We start from the raw sequence: 14,850 nt of genomic DNA, 5'->3' as shown, positions 1-14,850 counted from the left end.
GTAATCTCGACCGGGTTGTCCAGGACAGACGTCCATCGCATCGAACAGAGGAATTTTCATGATCACCGCGTTCATCAACCAGATCCTCAGCGGCTTCGGCTCCATCTCCGCTGGCAGCAGCGGCTTCGAGCTGGCACCGGGAACGCTGCCCTTCGGGCTGTAGAGACCACCGCATACTTACCCGCGCGGTGGCCGACGATTGCTTCTTCCACCGCGCGGGTAGTCCGGCATCATGACTACCCACAACAACGACTCGAAGACCCCCGACGCCGAGAAGGACGTGACGTCCGATCCGGCCGCGGCTGCAGAAGACAACGATTGGTCGAGCGAAGGCGGAGCGATCGAAACCGGTCCCGCGACCGACGACGAGCGAACCGACAGCAACTAACCGATCAGACGGCGGGGCGCGGCCCGCAACGTGCGGACGTCGCCGTCGGCGACGATGTGCTCCACCGTCTCACCTCGGGTGCGCATCGAATCGCCGACGGTGAAGCTCACGCGAGCGTCACCGAGCCAGTCGACTCCGACGACGATTCCCACGGTGCCCCTCGGTATCCCGCTGCGCCACCGTAGGTGCCCCAGATTGCGTACCGTGATCACGGTCTCGCCGATCTCGAAATGCCCCATACGCCCCCCCGGCTCGATTCTTACCGACCAGTAGACCTCGAGTGAACGGCCTGTTCAAGCGGTAGATCCGCGCTTATTTCGCCCGCTGACAGCCTCGATGCCAGTCGGCACGATCACAATTCGGTAATTCGCCCGTTTACGGCCACCAACGCCGTCCCGGGGTATTTTCCTCTTCGATTATTTGCTGCCCTGGCAAGATTTATTGCCAACTTCCTGTCCGTGTCGGACACTCTCCCCATGACTACAGACACCGATCGACACACTCCGGTCGACGCGATCATCGTCGGCGGCGGAGTCGCCGGACTCAGCGCCGCCGTGGCCCTCGGCCGTTCCCGACGATCCGTCGCGATCATCGACGCGGGCGATCCCCGCAACGCTCCGGCAGCGCATTCACACAACTACCTCACCCGCGACGGCGAGTCGCCTCTCGAGCTGGTTCGCCTCGGCCGAGACGAGGCGCTCCACTACGGCGCACGCATCGTCGAGGGTGTCGCGACGTCCGCGAGTCGAACCGAAGCCGGGTTCGAGGTGACTCTCGCCGACGGTTCCGTCGTCCGCGGCCGCCGCCTCCTGGTCACCACCGGCCTCACCGATGTACTGCCCGACATCCCCGGCCTCGCCGATCGGTGGGGGCGCGACGTACTGCACTGCCCGTACTGCCACGGCTGGGAGGTACGCGATCGCAGGATCGGCATCATCGGCAGCGCCATGATCGGACATCAGGCACAGATGTGGCGTCAGCTCACCGAGCACGTCACGGTGTTCGCGCACACGGCAACACAATCGGCCACCCAAGAACGCGAGCGACTTGCCGCACGTGGCATCGAGGTCGTCGACGGGGAGATCGCTCGGGTCGATGTCGAGGGCGACGCGATCGTCGGAGTGACACTCGCGAGCGGCACACAGATCCGGCTCGACGCGTTGGTCGTCGGACCCAACTTCACCTCCCGCGCAGACGTCCTGTTGTCGCTGGGGCTGGCCACGACCGAGATGGTCATGAACGACCATGTTCTCGGCACGTACGTCGAGGCCGACCCCGTCGGTGCCACATCCGTGCCCGGCGTGTGGGTTGCGGGCAACGTGTCTGCACCGATGGACACCGTCGTGGCGGCGTCCGCGGCCGGAGTCAAGGCAGGCGCGGCGATCAACGGTGACCTGATCGAGGAGGAGGTTCGCCTCGCCGTCGAACAGGCGAAGGCCATCGCCTCCTGAATGCCCGGAGACTGGCGCCTGTGCGCTGTCACAACATCTGTTGAGCTTCTCCGGGCTCCGGGTCGTCTTCGGCCCCGTGTGCGCTGCGCAAAGACGTATATTCACCCATGGAGGCGCCGCGAACAGGCACGCGAACGCTACGAGCGAGAAGGAAGTAGGTCCTTCGATGAATACGAAGGTCGCTGCGCCCTTCGCCATGCACACCGTACGAACCGTCGGTCTGGGTGCCGTGGTCGTCGTCGCGGGCACCGTCTTCGTTCTCGGCGACGCCGGAGTGCGGGCCGGTGTGCTGGCCACCGTCGCAGTCGGATCGGTACTGGCCATCAGCGCCGCGATCCGTAGATACCGTCCCGACGACTCTCGATGCTGGTGGGCACTGTTCGGTGCCTCGGTGCTGTTCATGTTCGGGGTCTCGCTCCGCAGCGATCCCACCGCTCTGAACCATTCTTTTCCGCTGCTACCGGATCTGTTCACCCTGACCGGGTACGCACTCGTCGGGTACGCACTGTCTCGGTGGATTCGAGATCGCCGGTCGATCGACGACATCACTCCGCTCGTCGACGCCGGCCTGATCTTCCTCGGCACCCTGTTCCTGTCGTGGTTGCTGTTCATCTCTCCGGCCCTCGGATCTCCCCGTTCGTCGGCATCGACGGTGTTCAACGGGCTGTATCCGGCGATCGACGCGGCACTGATCACCCTGACCACCTACCTGCTGTTCTCGTCCAAACCCCGTACCCCAGCGCTGCAGTGGGCTCTGGTAGCACTCGTCGCGACACTCGTCGGCGACATCTCGTACGCCTTCGCGGCCACCACCGACGACGCGCCGTCCTCGGGATTGCTCGACGGCATCTACCTGTTCGCGTATCTCGCCCTGGCGATGGCCGCCCTGGATCCGTCGATGCGCACCGTCTCCCAGCGGCAGACTCCTGCACCGGCGCACAGCAGCCGCCGCGTCGTGTTCGTGGTGACGCTGCTGGTCGTCTGCGCCACAGTCCCACTGCTGGGCTCGGCCGTGTCCACCGGAGATCTGATCGTGCGGTCCCTGTTGCTCGCCTCGATCCTGGTGGGGGCCTTCCTGCGCGGCGAACGCGCACTGACCCGAGTGCAGGTCGGCGAGGAGCACGCGAAATACCTGGCCGCTCACGATCTGTTGACCGGCCTACCGAACCGCACGATGCTCGACGAGGAATTCACCCGGCTCGAGCGCACCCAGACTCCGGGGCGCACGTGCGTCCTGTTCGTCGACCTCGACAACTTCAAGATGGTCAACGACTCGTACGGCCACCGCGTCGGTGACGAACTCATCGTGGCCGCAGCGCGACGCATCCGCGCCGCCGTCGGTGCCGCCGACACCGTGGTCAGGTACGCCGGTGACGAGTTCGTCGTGTTGACCCGCCGCGATCGCGGCGGAGCAGAAGCGTTGGCCCGCCGCATCATCGATCGGACGAACGAGCCGTTCCCTCTGAGCGCCGCAACGGCATACGTCACGGCCTCGGTGGGAATCGCAGACGCGGACCGACTGCACGACGCCATCCGCGAAGCCGACACCGCGATGTATCACGCGAAATCTCTCGGCGCGGCGCGCTACGCGTTCTTCGACGAATCCCTGCGGGCCCGAGCGACATCCGCGATCGAGACCGCCACCGCGCTGCGCGGCGCGATCAGACGCGGCGAGCTCGAGGTGTACTACCAGCCGATCATCAAGACCACCTCACGCACCACCGTCGTCTACGAGGCACTCCTGCGCTGGAACTGGCAGGGGCGAGTGCGTACCCCCAACGAGTTCATCCCGATTGCCGAATCGACCAACCTCATCAAGGAAATCGGCGAATGGGTGCTGCGCACTGCGATGTCGGATCTGGTGACACTGCGTTCCAACGGGCAGGACGTCACCATGTCGGTGAACGTGTCCCCGATGCAGTTGCGTGACGATTCGTTGCCGGTGATCGTCGCGCGACTGCTCGACACGTACGGCCTCGACGGAGCAGATCTGGCCCTCGAGATCACCGAGAGCGTGCTGATCGACGACATGGGTACGGCGAAAAGCGTTCTCGACCGACTCGCCGCGATGGGTGTGCTCATCGTTCTCGACGACTTCGGTATCGGCTACTCCTCGTTGAGCAGGCTGCGCGCGATGCCGATCGCACTGCTCAAGATCGACAAGTCGTTCGTCCACCAGATCGGCACTTCGGAATCCGACACGCAGCTGATTCGCGCGATCGTCGCCATGGCGTCGGCGCTGCCGGTGGCCACGGTGGCCGAGGGCGTCGAGACCGAGGAGCAGGCCGCGATCATCGAGGCTCTCGAATGCCGCTTCGCGCAGGGCTTTCTGTTCGGTAGACCGGCACCTGTCGCGCATTGGCTTCTCGAATCTGCCGAGACCCGTGCCGGCAGGTGAGCCGGGTGTTAGCGTCGGGCGGTGTCTGTAATCGGAGTGCACCGCTCGACTGTCCTTGCGTGTGCCCTACTGCTGGTGCCGCTCGCCGCGTGCAGTAGCAGCGAGAGCACCGATCCCGACCCTGCAACCGAGAACAGCTGTGTTCTCGGTGCCAGCGGCGGCACCCCGGTAGAGGGGACGCCGAGTGCGAGTTCGGGTGACATCTCCACCAATCCCGAAGTGGCGACCGGGTATCGATCCGACATGGCTCCGGTGGAGACGGCCTCGTACTCCGTCTCGACGGCCAACCCGGTCTCCACCGAGGCCGCGTGCGCGGTCCTGCGTGACGGTGGCACCGCGGCCGACGCGCTGATCGTGGCGCAGACGGTGCTCGGCCTCGTCGAGCCGCAGTCCTCCGGCATCGGGGGCGGGGCCTTCCTGATGTACTACGACGCGGCCACCGGTGAAGTACAGAGCTACGACGGCCGCGAGACCGCCCCGATGAGTGCGACCGGCGACTACCTGCGATACATCGACGACGTCGATCGCACTCTGCCGCAACCCGATGCCCGTTCGAGCGGCCGATCGATCGGCGTCCCCGGGGTGCTCCGGATGCTCGAGCAAGCCCACGACGATCACGGCACCAAGCAGTGGGGTGAGCTGTTCGACCCCGCAATCGGTCTCGCCGACAACGGAATCGAGATCAGCCCGCGCATGGCATCGTCCATTGCCGACTCGGCACCGAAGCTCGCCCTCGACCCCGCGTCCAAGGAGTACTTCCTGCAGCCGGACGGCACCGGCAAGCCTGCCGGGACGGTGCTGAACAACCCGGCGATGTCGAAGACGCTCTCCGCCATCGCAACCGACGGTGCAGACGCCTTCTACACCGGTGACATCGCGCAGGCCATCGTCGACGCCACCGCGGACACCACCGCCGGCCGTACCCCCGGACAGATCACGCTGGAGGATCTCGCCGCGTACGAGCCCAAGACCCGCACGGCCGTCTGCACCGAGTATCGCGACCACGACATCTGCGGTATGCCCGGCCCGTCCTCGGGCGGTATCGCGGTGGCGTCGGCGATGGGAATTTTGTCGAATTTCGATCTCGCGCAGTACGCCCCGACGGGAATGGACGCCAACGGCGGAACCCCGACGGCCGAGGGCGTGCACCTGATCGCCGAGGCCGAGCGCTTGGCCTACGCCGACCGCGACAAGTACGTCGCCGATCCGGACTTCGTACCACTGCCCGGCGGATCCCCCGATGCACTGCTCGATCCCGAATACCTCAGTGAGCGAGCGGGACTGATCGACGAGGGCAGATCCATGGGCACAGCGCAGCCGGGCGACTTCGGCCCGGTGCAGTTCGCCTCGTCCACCGATCCCGAGTTCGGCACCAGCCACATCTCCGTCGTCGACAGCCAGGGCAATGCAGCCTCGATGACGACGACCGTCGAATCGGCTTTCGGCTCGTTCCACATGGTCGACGGCTTCCTGCTCAACAATCAGCTCACCGACTTCTCGGCATCGCCGGTGGCCGAGGACGGTACGCCGGTCGCCAATCGCGTCGAGCCGGGGAAGCGTCCTCGCAGTTCGATGGCACCGACCCTGGTCTTCGACCGAAACGACGACGGCACGCGCGGAGATCTGACGCTCGTCGCCGGCTCTCCCGGCGGTTCGGTGATCATCCAGTTCGTCGTCAAAACACTGGTGGGACTGCTCGATTGGGGCATGGATCCGCAGCAGGCGGTGTCGATGGTCGACTTCGGTGCGGCCAACACCCCGTCGACCAACTACGGCGGTGAGCACCCGAACGTGATGGGCGAGAACGATCCGGTGGTCGTGCAGCTCCGCGAGATGGGCCACCAGGTGTCGGTCGCCGACCAGTCCAGCGGACTGAGTGCGCTGCAACGAACCGACGGCGGTTGGATCGGTGGAGCGGACCCACGCCGCGAGGGTGAGGTACTCGGTGGATAGGTGCGAGCGCGGTTAACTCACGAACCGGTAGCCCATACCGGTTTCGGTGATCAGATGCACCGGGGAGGCCGGATCTCGTTCGAGCTTCTGCCGCAGTTGGCCGAGATAGATTCGCAGATAATGTGTTTCACGCTCGTGCCCGGGTCCCCACACGGTACGCAGTATGTCCTTCTGCGACACCAGCTTGCCCTCGTTGCGCACCAGCAGTTCGAGAACCCCCCATTCGGTGCGGGTCAGGTGCACGTTCTCGCCCTGCCGTACAACGGTTTTGGCGGCGAGATCGACGGTGAAGTCCTCGGTGACGACAACGGGGTCGGCGACGGAGTGCGGTCCACGGCGCAGCGCGGCGCGCAATCGGGCCAGCAACTCGTCCATGCCGAAGGGCTTGGTGACGAAGTCGTCGGCACCGGCGTCCAACGCCTCGACGGTATCGGCCGAATCGGTGCGAGCCGAGAGCACCAGGATCGGTACGTCGGTCCAGCCGCGCAGACCGGCGATGACGTCGATTCCGTCGATGTCGGGCAACCCGAGGTCGAGAATCACGATGTCCGGGTGGAAGTTCGCGGCCACCCGCAGCGCCTCGCCGCCACTCGCCGCGCTGACCACCTCGAACCCACGGACATTGAGGTTGATCCGCAGCGCCCGCACGATCTGCGGCTCGTCGTCGACGACGAGCACCCGCACCTTCACCTACTCGCCGCCTTCAACTCGACCGTCATCGTCAGCCCGCCGCCCACTGTGTTCGATGCCGTGACGGTACCGCCCATCGCCCGCACGAATCCCCGCACCACCGACAACCCGAGCCCGACGCCCACCGAGTTGTCGCGATCCCCGAGGCGCTGGAACGCGTCGAACATCGTCTCCTCGGCTCCCTCGGTGATGCCGGGGCCGTGGTCGGCGACGGAGATACTCGCCCACTCGCCGTGCACCGCCGCACTGACGATGATGTCGCCGGTGGGTGCGTAGCGGGCACTGTTGTGCACCAGGTTCGCCAGCACCCGCTCGAGCAGACCCGGGTCCGCCAGCACTTCGACATCGCCCACGTCCACTCGAACCCGATCGTCGGCTCCGATCAATGCGCCGGCCAACACGTCGTCGACGTAAACGGGTCGCAGGCTCGGCTGAACCACGCCCGCTTGCAGCCGCGAGGAATCGAGCAGATTGCTCACCAACGCGGTCAGCTGATCGGCCGATTCGTCGATGGTGGCGAGCAATTCGTCGGTGTCCTCGGGCGAGAATTGCACGTCGGTGCTGCGCAGCGACGAGGACGCCGCTTTGACCGCCGACAGTGGCGTCCGCAGATCGTGGCTGACGGCGGAGAGCAATGCTCGACGCAACGCGTCGGCCTCGGCGAGCGCGTTGGCTCGGCTGGCTTCCTCGGCGAGGCGCGCCTGACGAACCATGCCGGCCGCCTGGTTGGCCACCGCTGCGAGTACCCGCCGATCGTGCGCGCGGGTACGTTCGCCGACGAGCAGCAACGTGAAGTCACCGGCGTCGACCTCGGTGTCGGCTGCGGCTCGATCGACCGGGGCCTGCGCACCTGCGCTGCCCACGATGGATCCGGACTGGTTGTCCCACAGCGCAACGCCTGTCTGCCGATAGGTCTCACGGGCGCGTTCGAGGAGTGCGGTCAGATCCGCTCCGCGGAGTACCGATCCGGCGAACAGCGTCAGCAGCTCGGCTTCCTGGGTGGCCCGGCGTGCCTGACGCGTCCGCCGGGCGGCGGCGTCGACGAGGGCGGCGACGGCAACGGCGACGAGGAGCAGCACGACGGTGACGACGAAGTTGTCGGGCTCGGCGATCGTCAGGCTGTACCGGGGTGTGGTGAAGAAGTAGTTGAGCAGGAAGCCCGCGATCAATGCCGAGAGTGCTGCCGGCGCAACCCCTCCCAGCAGCGCGACACAGAGCACCACCATGAAGAACAGGGCGCTCTCACCGCTGGAGTCGAAGTCCGGTCCGACCGTGCTCAGTACGGCCGCGGCCAGGCACGGCACCAGGACGGCGGCGACCCACGCGATGATCCGTCGACGACCCGAATCGACCTGCATGCCCCTGCGGGTGGCCTGCTCGGCGTGGGTGACCATGTGTACGTCGATCTTTCCCGAGTTCTGCACCACAGCCGCGCCGATGCCCTCGTCGAGGATGCGGGCGGCACGTGACCGTCTCGAGGTGCCGATCACCAGCTGCGTCGCATTCACCCCGCGGGCGAAGTCGAGCAGCGTCGTCGGCACGTCGTCGCCGACGACACTGTGCACGCTGGCACCCAGCCCGGCGGCCAGCTTGCGCACCGAACCCATCTGCGGCGCCGAGACACCCATGAGCCCGTCGCCGCGGACGATGTGCAGCACCATCAGCTCGGCACTGGACTTCGAGGCGATGCGACTGGCGCGGCGCAGCAGCGTCTCCGATTCCGGGCCACCGGTCACCGCCACCACCACGCGCTCGCGGGCCTCCCACGTGTCGGTGATGCGATTGTCCTTGCGGTACTTCACCAGTGCCGCGTCGACCTGATCGGCGATCCACAGCAGCGCGAGCTCGCGCAGGGCGGTGAGGTTACCGCCGCGGAAGTAGTTGCTCAGTGCGGCGTCGACCTTCTCGGCGGCGTAGACGTTGCCGTGCCGCAATCTGCTGCGCAGCGCCTCGGGGGTGATGTCGACCAACTCGACCTCGTCAGCGGCTCGAACGACGCTGTCGGGCACGGTCTCTCGCTGCGGCACCCCGGTGATCTGCTGCACCACGTCGTTGAGCGATTCGAGATGCTGGACGTTGAGGGTGGAGATGACGTCGATGCCTGCGTCGAGCAGCACTTCGACGTCCTGCCACCGCTTGCCGTGCACGCTGCCGGGGGTGTTGGTGTGCGCCAGTTCGTCGACGAGCACCACTTGCGGCTTTCGGGCCAGGACGGCGTCGAGATCGAGTTCCTGCGCCGAGGACCCGCGGTACTCGACGGTCGCCATCGGCAACACTTCGATGCCGTCGAGCGCGTCGATCGTTCGCGCTCGGCCGTGTGTCTCGACGACCGCCGCCACGACGTCGCAGCCCCGGCTGCGCAGTCGATGCGCCTCGCCGAGCATGGCGAAGGTCTTGCCGACGCCGGGCGCTGCGCCGAGGTAGATCCGCAGCTCACCCCTGTCCGCCACAGCCTGTCTCCTCACCCGGCCGGTATGTGTCCCGTAGTGCCAGGTTCAACTCCGGAACGTTCACCGCTTCGGCACCGAGTACACCGTACTGCGGCCCGTGCGTGTACTCCGCGACCAGAGCATCGACGTCGCTCACCGACGTCCCGTTGGCCTGAGCCACTCGCGCGATCTGGATGGCCGCGTAGGCGGGGCTGATGTCGGGATCGATCCCCGAACCGGACCCGGTGACGGCATCGGCCGGTACCGCAGCCGGATCGACGTTCTCCCGGGCCGCGATGGCAGCGCGGCGCTGCTCGACGAACGACGCCAGTACCTCGCTCGACGGCCCCTGGTTGGTCGGCAGGGCCGCGGCCGGATCCCCCGGAGCGAACGCGTCGTCGTCGGACACCGACCCGGTGACGCGGGTGTGGAAGAACGGATCCGGCTCTCCCGGAGCCACCTGCGGGTCGACGCCGATCAACGAGCTTCCGACGACGCAGCCCCGAGCGTCGCGCAGCGGCGAACCCTCGGCGGAGTCGGTCCCGATACGGCTGATGCCCCAGACCACGGCCGGGTAGCCGATGCCGAGAACGACCGTCAATGCCAGCAGCACTGCGAAGCCGGCCACGACCTGGCGAAGAAATCCCTGTACGAAGCGCATGATCAGCCAATCCCTGGAATGTGTCGAACGAGGAGGTCGATGAGCCAGATGCCGACGAACGGGCTGATGACGCCGCCGACGCCGTACACCAGCAAGTTCCGGCGCAGCAGCGCTGCCGCCGACGCCGGGGTGTAGCGAACACCTTTGAGCGCCAACGGGATCAGCGCGACGATCACCAGTGCATTGAAGATCACCGCAGACAGGATCGCCGATTCCGGCGTCGCCAGACGCATGATGTTGAGCCCACCGAGCTGCGGATAGACGGTGGAGAACATCGCCGGCAGAATCGCGAAGTACTTCGCCAGATCGTTGGCCAGCGAGAACGTCGTCAGCGCACCGCGGGTGATGAGGAGCTGCTTGCCGATCTCGACGATCTCGATCAACTTGGTCGGGTCGGAATCGAGGTCGACCATGTTGCCGGCTTCCTTGGCGGCCGAGGTGCCGGTGTTCATCGCGACACCGACGTCGGCCTGCGCGAGAGCCGGGGCGTCGTTGGTCCCGTCGCCGGTCATCGCGACCAGCCTGCCGCCCTCCTGTTCCTGCCGGATCAGCGTGAGCTTGTCCTCGGGCGTCGCCTCGGCGAGGTAATCGTCGACCCCGGCCTCGGCGGCGATGGCCTTGGCGGTGAGCGGATTGTCGCCGGTCACCATGACCGTCCGAATTCCCATGGCGCGCAGCTGTGCGAACCGCTCGGCGATGCCCGGCTTGACCACGTCGGAGAGCTCCACGACACCGAGAGCACGAGCAGCAGAACCGGTCTCGCGTACCGCCACCACCAGCGGCGTACCGCCGTTCTGGGCGATGTCGTGGACGGTGGCGTCGAGATCCGCCGTGCCGCCGCCCTCACGAATCCAGCTGTAGACCGAATCCGCTGCACCCTTGCGAATCTCCATGCCCGGTAGGTCCAACCCACTCATCCGAGTTTGCGCCGTGAAGGCCACGAACTCGCCGCGCTCGGATTCGCCCTCTGCCATCGAAGATTCGAAGTCACGCTCGACCAGTTCGACGATGCTGCGGCCCTCGGGGGTGCCGTCGGCGAGTGAGGACAGTCGGGCTGCCCGAGCCAGTTCGACGGCGTCGACGCCTGTGGCCGGGTGCAGTCCGGTCGCACGGCGATTACCGAACGTGATGGTGCCGGTCTTGTCCATCAGCAACGTGTCGATGTCGCCTGCCGCCTCCACTGCGCGTCCGGACATCGCGAGCACGTTGCGTTGCACCAGTCGGTCCATGCCCGCGATGCCGATCGCCGAAAGCAGCGCGCCGATCGTGGTGGGGATCAGACAGACCAACAGTGCGATCAGCTGGATCGGATCCTGCTGCTGCCCTGCGTAGTTCGACATCGGACCGATGGCGACGACGGCGAAGAGGAAGACGATCGTCAGGGACGCGAGCAGGATGTTCAGGGCGATCTCGTTCGGCGTCTTCTGCCGAGCCGCGCCCTCGACGAGTGCGATCATTCGATCGACGAACGTCTCACCCTGCGCTGCAGTGATTTTCACGACGATCTCGTCCGAGAGCACGATGGTTCCGCCGGTCACCGCCGATCGGTCGCCGCCGGACTCGCGCACCACGGGAGCCGATTCTCCGGTGATCGCCGACTCGTCGACGGTGGCGATGCCCTCGATGACGTCGCCGTCACCGGGTATGACCTCACCTGCCGAGACGATCACCTCGTCGCCGACTAGCAATTCGGCACCGGCGACCTCTTCCACTCCGGATGCGGTGCGACGTCGGGCAACAGTGTCCTGCTTGACCTTTCGCAGGCTGGCGGCCTGGGCCTTGCCGCGGCCCTCGGCAACGGATTCGGCGAGGTTGGCGAACAGCACCGTGAACCACAGCCATCCGGTGACGAACCAGGCGAACACCGACGGCTGGGCGATCGAGAGGATGGTGGTGACGATGGAGCCGAGAAAGACGACGAACATGACCGGGTTGCGGGCCAGGTGCCTCGGGTCGAGTTTGCGGAACGCGCCGGGGACGGCCGTTCTCAGTGACAGGTTCATTGCATGGCCTCTGCTATGGGTCCGAGAGCAAGTGCGGGGAAGAACGTGAGGGCGGCGACGAGAATCGCGGTGCCGATCAGCAATGTGCCGAACAGCGGCCCGTCGGTGGGGAGCGTGCCTGCGTTGGGTGCGCTGCGTTTGGTGGTCGCCAGCGATCCGGCCAATGCCAGCACGAAGACGATCGGCAGGAAGCGGCCGAGCAGCATCGCGACACCGAGGGAGATCTGGAACCAGTCGCTGGTCACCGTCAGTCCACCGAAAGCGCTGCCGTTGTTGTTGGAGGCCGACGAGTAGGCGTAGAGCATCTCGGTGAAGCCGTGGATACCGGGATTGCCCTGATAGCTCGTCGTCGATTCGAGAATCACGGTGATGGACGTGCCGACGAGCACGAGGATTGGCATCACCAGTACCGACAGCGCGGCCATCGTGATGGCGCGTCGACCCAGCTTCTTGCCGAGGAATTCCGGAGTGCGGCCGACGAGCAGGCCACCGACGAACACGGCGATGACCGCGAGCACGAGCAATCCGTACAGGCCGGTGCCGACGCCGCCTGGCGCGATCTCGCCGAACAGCATGTTCAGCAGTACTGTTCCGCCACCGAGTGCAGACATACTGTCGTGGGCGGAATTGACTGCGCCGGTGGATGTTCCGGTGGTAGACACGGCGAACAACGCCGACGCCGGAATGCCGAAGCGGACTTCCTTGCCTTCCATCATCGCGCCCGCGGCGGTTGCTGCGACGCCACGGGTTCCGGACTCGGCGAACAGCGTGACCGCGAGCAGCGTGGCCCAGAGCGTGGCCATGACCGCCAGCAGCGTCAGGCCCTGCTTGCGGTTGCCGACCATGGTGCCGAACGTGCGGGTGAGCGCGACCGGGATCAACAGCAACGAGATGATCTGGACGATGTTGGTCAGCGGGGTCGGGTTCTCGAACGGATGCGCCGAGTTGGCTGCGAGGATGCCGCCGCCGTTGGTGCCGATCTCCTTGATCGCCTCCTGAGAGGCAACGGGCGCAAGCGCATTGGTGACCGTCTGCCCATCCAGTCCGGTGGAGGTGAATCCGGTCGAGAACGACATGATGGTGCCCTGAGTCAGCATGATCACGGCCACCAGCAGCGCCAGCGGCAACAGAATGCGCAGTGTCCCGCGAGTGAGATCGACCCAGAAGTTGCCGAGCTCACCGCCGGTGGAGACACGCACGAAGCCACGGATGACGGCGATCGCAACCGCGAGACCGACTGCGGCAGAGACGAAGTTCTGCACCGCGAGGCCCAGCGGCTGCGTCAGGTTCGACAGCGTGGTCTCGGGGACGTACGACTGCCAGTTGGTGTTGGTGACGAACGACGCGGCGGTGTTGAACGCCATCGCCGGGCTGACCCCGGACAGGCCCCCGTTCAGCGGCAGCACACCCTGAATTCGCTGCAGTACGAACAGGAACACGACGCCGGCGAACGAGAACCCCAGCAGACTGGTGGAATAACCCACCCACGTCTGTTCCGAGGCGGAGTTCACCCGAGCCACCCGATAGAGCAGACGCTCGACGCGCGTGTCGTGGGACGAGTCGAACACTCGGGCCATGTAATCGCCGAGCGGTACGTACGCCGCAGCCAGCACGACGATCACCACCGCGATCTGCAGGCCCGCGACAAGAGCAGGATTCATGGCGGCGTCAGAACCTCTCCGGATCGAGGAGAGCGACGAACAGGTACACCGCAACACATGCGGCAACCACGAGACAGAGCAATTCGGTCATTGCTCGATCCTGAATCCCGCTACCGAGCCGAGCCGCGTTCCTTACGCTTTCTTACGCCGTCGACCAGCGGTCATGACGCAGTTTTTACGCTAGCGCTCCTCGATGTCGTCGACGCGGATCTCCACGACATCGCGTCCGAGGGTGGTGCCCAGCAGATCCGACACGGTGTCGATCGCGATGGTCGCCAGCTCGTCTCCCGCGGCCTGCAGGTCGTCGCCGTACACCCCGATCACCGCGACGAACAGGCCTATACAGGCATGGTCGTCGAGGTCGAGGTCGATCTCGGTCGGCTGCGCGCCGCGTACACCTGCGAGTGCACGCCGGAGCGTCGTCTTGACGATGTGATCGCTGATCCGCAGCGAGTCCGCCGATCCTGCCGTGGAACCCAGCGGATACGCGCTGTCGATGGGCCACGTACGCCTGGTGGTGTTGCGTACTTTCGTGAGGATGGACGCGCTGATGTCCACCCAATTCGGTTCCTGCGGTGCGTCCCGAAGTTCGGTGGCAGCACGCGCGAGAACCGAATCCGGCTCTACTGGGTTCGCCATGTTGCCAACCTTTCGCTCAATGTTGCTCGTGCTCTGGTCAACTGACCACGTACTGCGCCTGCGGACAACGTCATGATCGCGCCGATCTCGGGATGCGTCAGGCCCTCGACCTCGCGAAGCAACCAACAGGCCCGCTGGCGGTAGGGCAGCTCCGAGAGCGCGACGCCCAGCTCGGTCATGAAGCTGTCGGCCTCGACATCGGCCTCGGGATTGCTGCCCGCGCCGGTGCTCTTGCGCTCGAACAACCAATCTTCGGCGGGTGGAACGCTGCGCTTGCGGCGATGGTCGATCACCTTGTGCGAGACCAACGAGAACAACCATGTTCGCAGAGCCGAGTCCCCACGGAAATTGTCGAGGCCCTTCCACGCTGCCACAAATGCGTCCTGCACCACCTCCTCGGCGGCACCTTGATCGGACAGCATGTTGCGCGCGTAGCGGAACATCTCCGGGCCGTAGCGCCGGACGATCTCCTCGAACGCATCGGTCTCGCCCAGCGCCGCAGCGCCGACGAGAACGCGGTCCGACGCGTCAACCCACTCCATCGGGCCCCCAGTTCGCTTCATCGTGGTCATCGATC

General features: G+C 66.0%; 13 protein-coding genes. 4 read left to right on the top strand and 9 right to left on the bottom strand.

The window, feature by feature from the left end:
* Positions 1 to 232: 232 nt before the first annotated feature.
* A complete protein-coding gene (locus R3P95_RS19085; RefSeq protein WP_300514699.1) occupies positions 233 to 388 on the top strand; it encodes a hypothetical protein in 156 nt (51 codons plus the stop codon).
* Here the strand turns inward: R3P95_RS19085 and R3P95_RS19080 are convergent.
* On the bottom strand, positions 385 to 627 hold the full coding sequence (locus R3P95_RS19080; protein ID WP_317549166.1) for a hypothetical protein: 243 nt from the start codon (positions 625 to 627) through the stop codon (positions 385 to 387). The genes R3P95_RS19085 and R3P95_RS19080 overlap by 4 nt on opposite strands.
* Before the next feature lie 237 nt (positions 628 to 864).
* Between R3P95_RS19080 and R3P95_RS19075 the strand changes: the two genes are divergently transcribed.
* From R3P95_RS19075 to ggt, 3 genes are all read left to right on the top strand, one after another.
* Complete coding sequence (locus tag R3P95_RS19075) at positions 865 to 1,839, top strand: NAD(P)/FAD-dependent oxidoreductase (protein WP_149406787.1); 975 nt, start codon at positions 865 to 867, stop codon at positions 1,837 to 1,839.
* Positions 1,840 to 2,005: 166 nt separating this feature from the next.
* Positions 2,006 to 4,237, top strand: coding sequence for a putative bifunctional diguanylate cyclase/phosphodiesterase (locus tag R3P95_RS19070; RefSeq protein ID WP_317549165.1), 2,232 nt, complete (start codon positions 2,006 to 2,008; stop codon positions 4,235 to 4,237).
* 30 nt (positions 4,238 to 4,267) lie between these two features.
* Positions 4,268 to 6,190 carry a gamma-glutamyltransferase gene (ggt, locus tag R3P95_RS19065; protein ID WP_394855445.1) on the top strand — a complete coding sequence of 641 codons (1,923 nt, stop codon included), beginning with the start codon at positions 4,268 to 4,270 and terminating at the stop codon, positions 6,188 to 6,190.
* A 12-nt stretch (positions 6,191 to 6,202) separates the two neighbouring features.
* Here the strand turns inward: ggt and R3P95_RS19060 are convergent, their stop codons facing one another.
* From R3P95_RS19060 to R3P95_RS19025, 8 genes are all read right to left on the bottom strand, one after another.
* Positions 6,203 to 6,880 carry a response regulator gene (locus tag R3P95_RS19060; protein WP_300514710.1) on the bottom strand — a complete coding sequence of 226 codons (678 nt, stop codon included), beginning with the start codon at positions 6,878 to 6,880 and terminating at the stop codon, positions 6,203 to 6,205.
* Positions 6,877 to 9,330, bottom strand: coding sequence for a sensor histidine kinase KdpD (locus R3P95_RS19055; protein WP_317549163.1), 2,454 nt, complete (start codon positions 9,328 to 9,330; stop codon positions 6,877 to 6,879). Before R3P95_RS19055 ends, R3P95_RS19060 begins: the two co-directional genes overlap by 4 nt.
* The gene (locus R3P95_RS19050; protein ID WP_317549162.1) at positions 9,314 to 9,970 is read right to left on the bottom strand and encodes a potassium-transporting ATPase subunit C; all 657 of its coding nucleotides are present in this window, start codon (positions 9,968 to 9,970) and stop codon (positions 9,314 to 9,316) included. Before R3P95_RS19050 ends, R3P95_RS19055 begins: the two co-directional genes overlap by 17 nt.
* A 2-nt stretch (positions 9,971 to 9,972) precedes the next feature.
* Complete coding sequence (gene kdpB, locus R3P95_RS19045; protein WP_094670695.1) at positions 9,973 to 11,973, bottom strand: potassium-transporting ATPase subunit KdpB; 2,001 nt, start codon at positions 11,971 to 11,973, stop codon at positions 9,973 to 9,975.
* Positions 11,970 to 13,634 carry a potassium-transporting ATPase subunit KdpA gene (gene kdpA, locus R3P95_RS19040; RefSeq protein WP_317549161.1) on the bottom strand — a complete coding sequence of 555 codons (1,665 nt, stop codon included), beginning with the start codon at positions 13,632 to 13,634 and terminating at the stop codon, positions 11,970 to 11,972. Before kdpA ends, kdpB begins: the two co-directional genes overlap by 4 nt.
* 7 nt (positions 13,635 to 13,641) lie before the next feature.
* A complete protein-coding gene (locus tag R3P95_RS19035; protein ID WP_082898670.1) occupies positions 13,642 to 13,725 on the bottom strand; it encodes a potassium-transporting ATPase subunit F in 84 nt (27 codons plus the stop codon).
* Positions 13,726 to 13,814: 89 nt separating this feature from the next.
* Positions 13,815 to 14,273, bottom strand: coding sequence for a hypothetical protein (locus R3P95_RS19030; protein ID WP_149406779.1), 459 nt, complete (start codon positions 14,271 to 14,273; stop codon positions 13,815 to 13,817).
* On the bottom strand, positions 14,258 to 14,845 hold the full coding sequence (locus R3P95_RS19025) for an RNA polymerase sigma factor (protein WP_082898669.1): 588 nt from the start codon (positions 14,843 to 14,845) through the stop codon (positions 14,258 to 14,260). Before R3P95_RS19025 ends, R3P95_RS19030 begins: the two co-directional genes overlap by 16 nt.
* Between the last annotated feature and the right edge of the window lie 5 nt (positions 14,846 to 14,850).

Source organism: Rhodococcus cercidiphylli (assembly GCF_033042225.1).
Taxonomy (GTDB): Bacteria; Actinomycetota; Actinomycetes; order Mycobacteriales; family Mycobacteriaceae; genus Rhodococcoides.
The sequence above is the reverse complement of the archived record's forward strand: the minus strand, read 5'-3'. Positions and strand labels throughout refer to the sequence as shown.

What these genes read in the sequence shown, in the direction of transcription:
- kdpA (WP_317549161.1), bottom strand. Translation starts at nt 13,634, where the DNA reads ATGAATCCTGCTCTTGTCGCGGGCCTGCAGATCGCGGTGGTGATCGTC.
- kdpB (WP_094670695.1), bottom strand. Translation starts at nt 11,973, where the DNA reads ATGAACCTGTCACTGAGAACGGCCGTCCCCGGCGCGTTCCGCAAACTC.
- R3P95_RS19085 (WP_300514699.1), top strand. Translation starts at nt 233, where the DNA reads ATGACTACCCACAACAACGACTCGAAGACCCCCGACGCCGAGAAGGAC.
- R3P95_RS19080 (WP_317549166.1), bottom strand. Translation starts at nt 627, where the DNA reads ATGGGGCATTTCGAGATCGGCGAGACCGTGATCACGGTACGCAATCTG.
- R3P95_RS19070 (WP_317549165.1), top strand. Translation starts at nt 2,006, where the DNA reads ATGAATACGAAGGTCGCTGCGCCCTTCGCCATGCACACCGTACGAACC.
- R3P95_RS19035 (WP_082898670.1), bottom strand. Translation starts at nt 13,725, where the DNA reads ATGACCGAATTGCTCTGTCTCGTGGTTGCCGCATGTGTTGCGGTGTAC.
- R3P95_RS19075 (WP_149406787.1), top strand. Translation starts at nt 865, where the DNA reads ATGACTACAGACACCGATCGACACACTCCGGTCGACGCGATCATCGTC.
- R3P95_RS19025 (WP_082898669.1), bottom strand. Translation starts at nt 14,845, where the DNA reads ATGACCACGATGAAGCGAACTGGGGGCCCGATGGAGTGGGTTGACGCG.
- R3P95_RS19030 (WP_149406779.1), bottom strand. Translation starts at nt 14,273, where the DNA reads ATGGCGAACCCAGTAGAGCCGGATTCGGTTCTCGCGCGTGCTGCCACC.
- R3P95_RS19050 (WP_317549162.1), bottom strand. Translation starts at nt 9,970, where the DNA reads ATGCGCTTCGTACAGGGATTTCTTCGCCAGGTCGTGGCCGGCTTCGCA.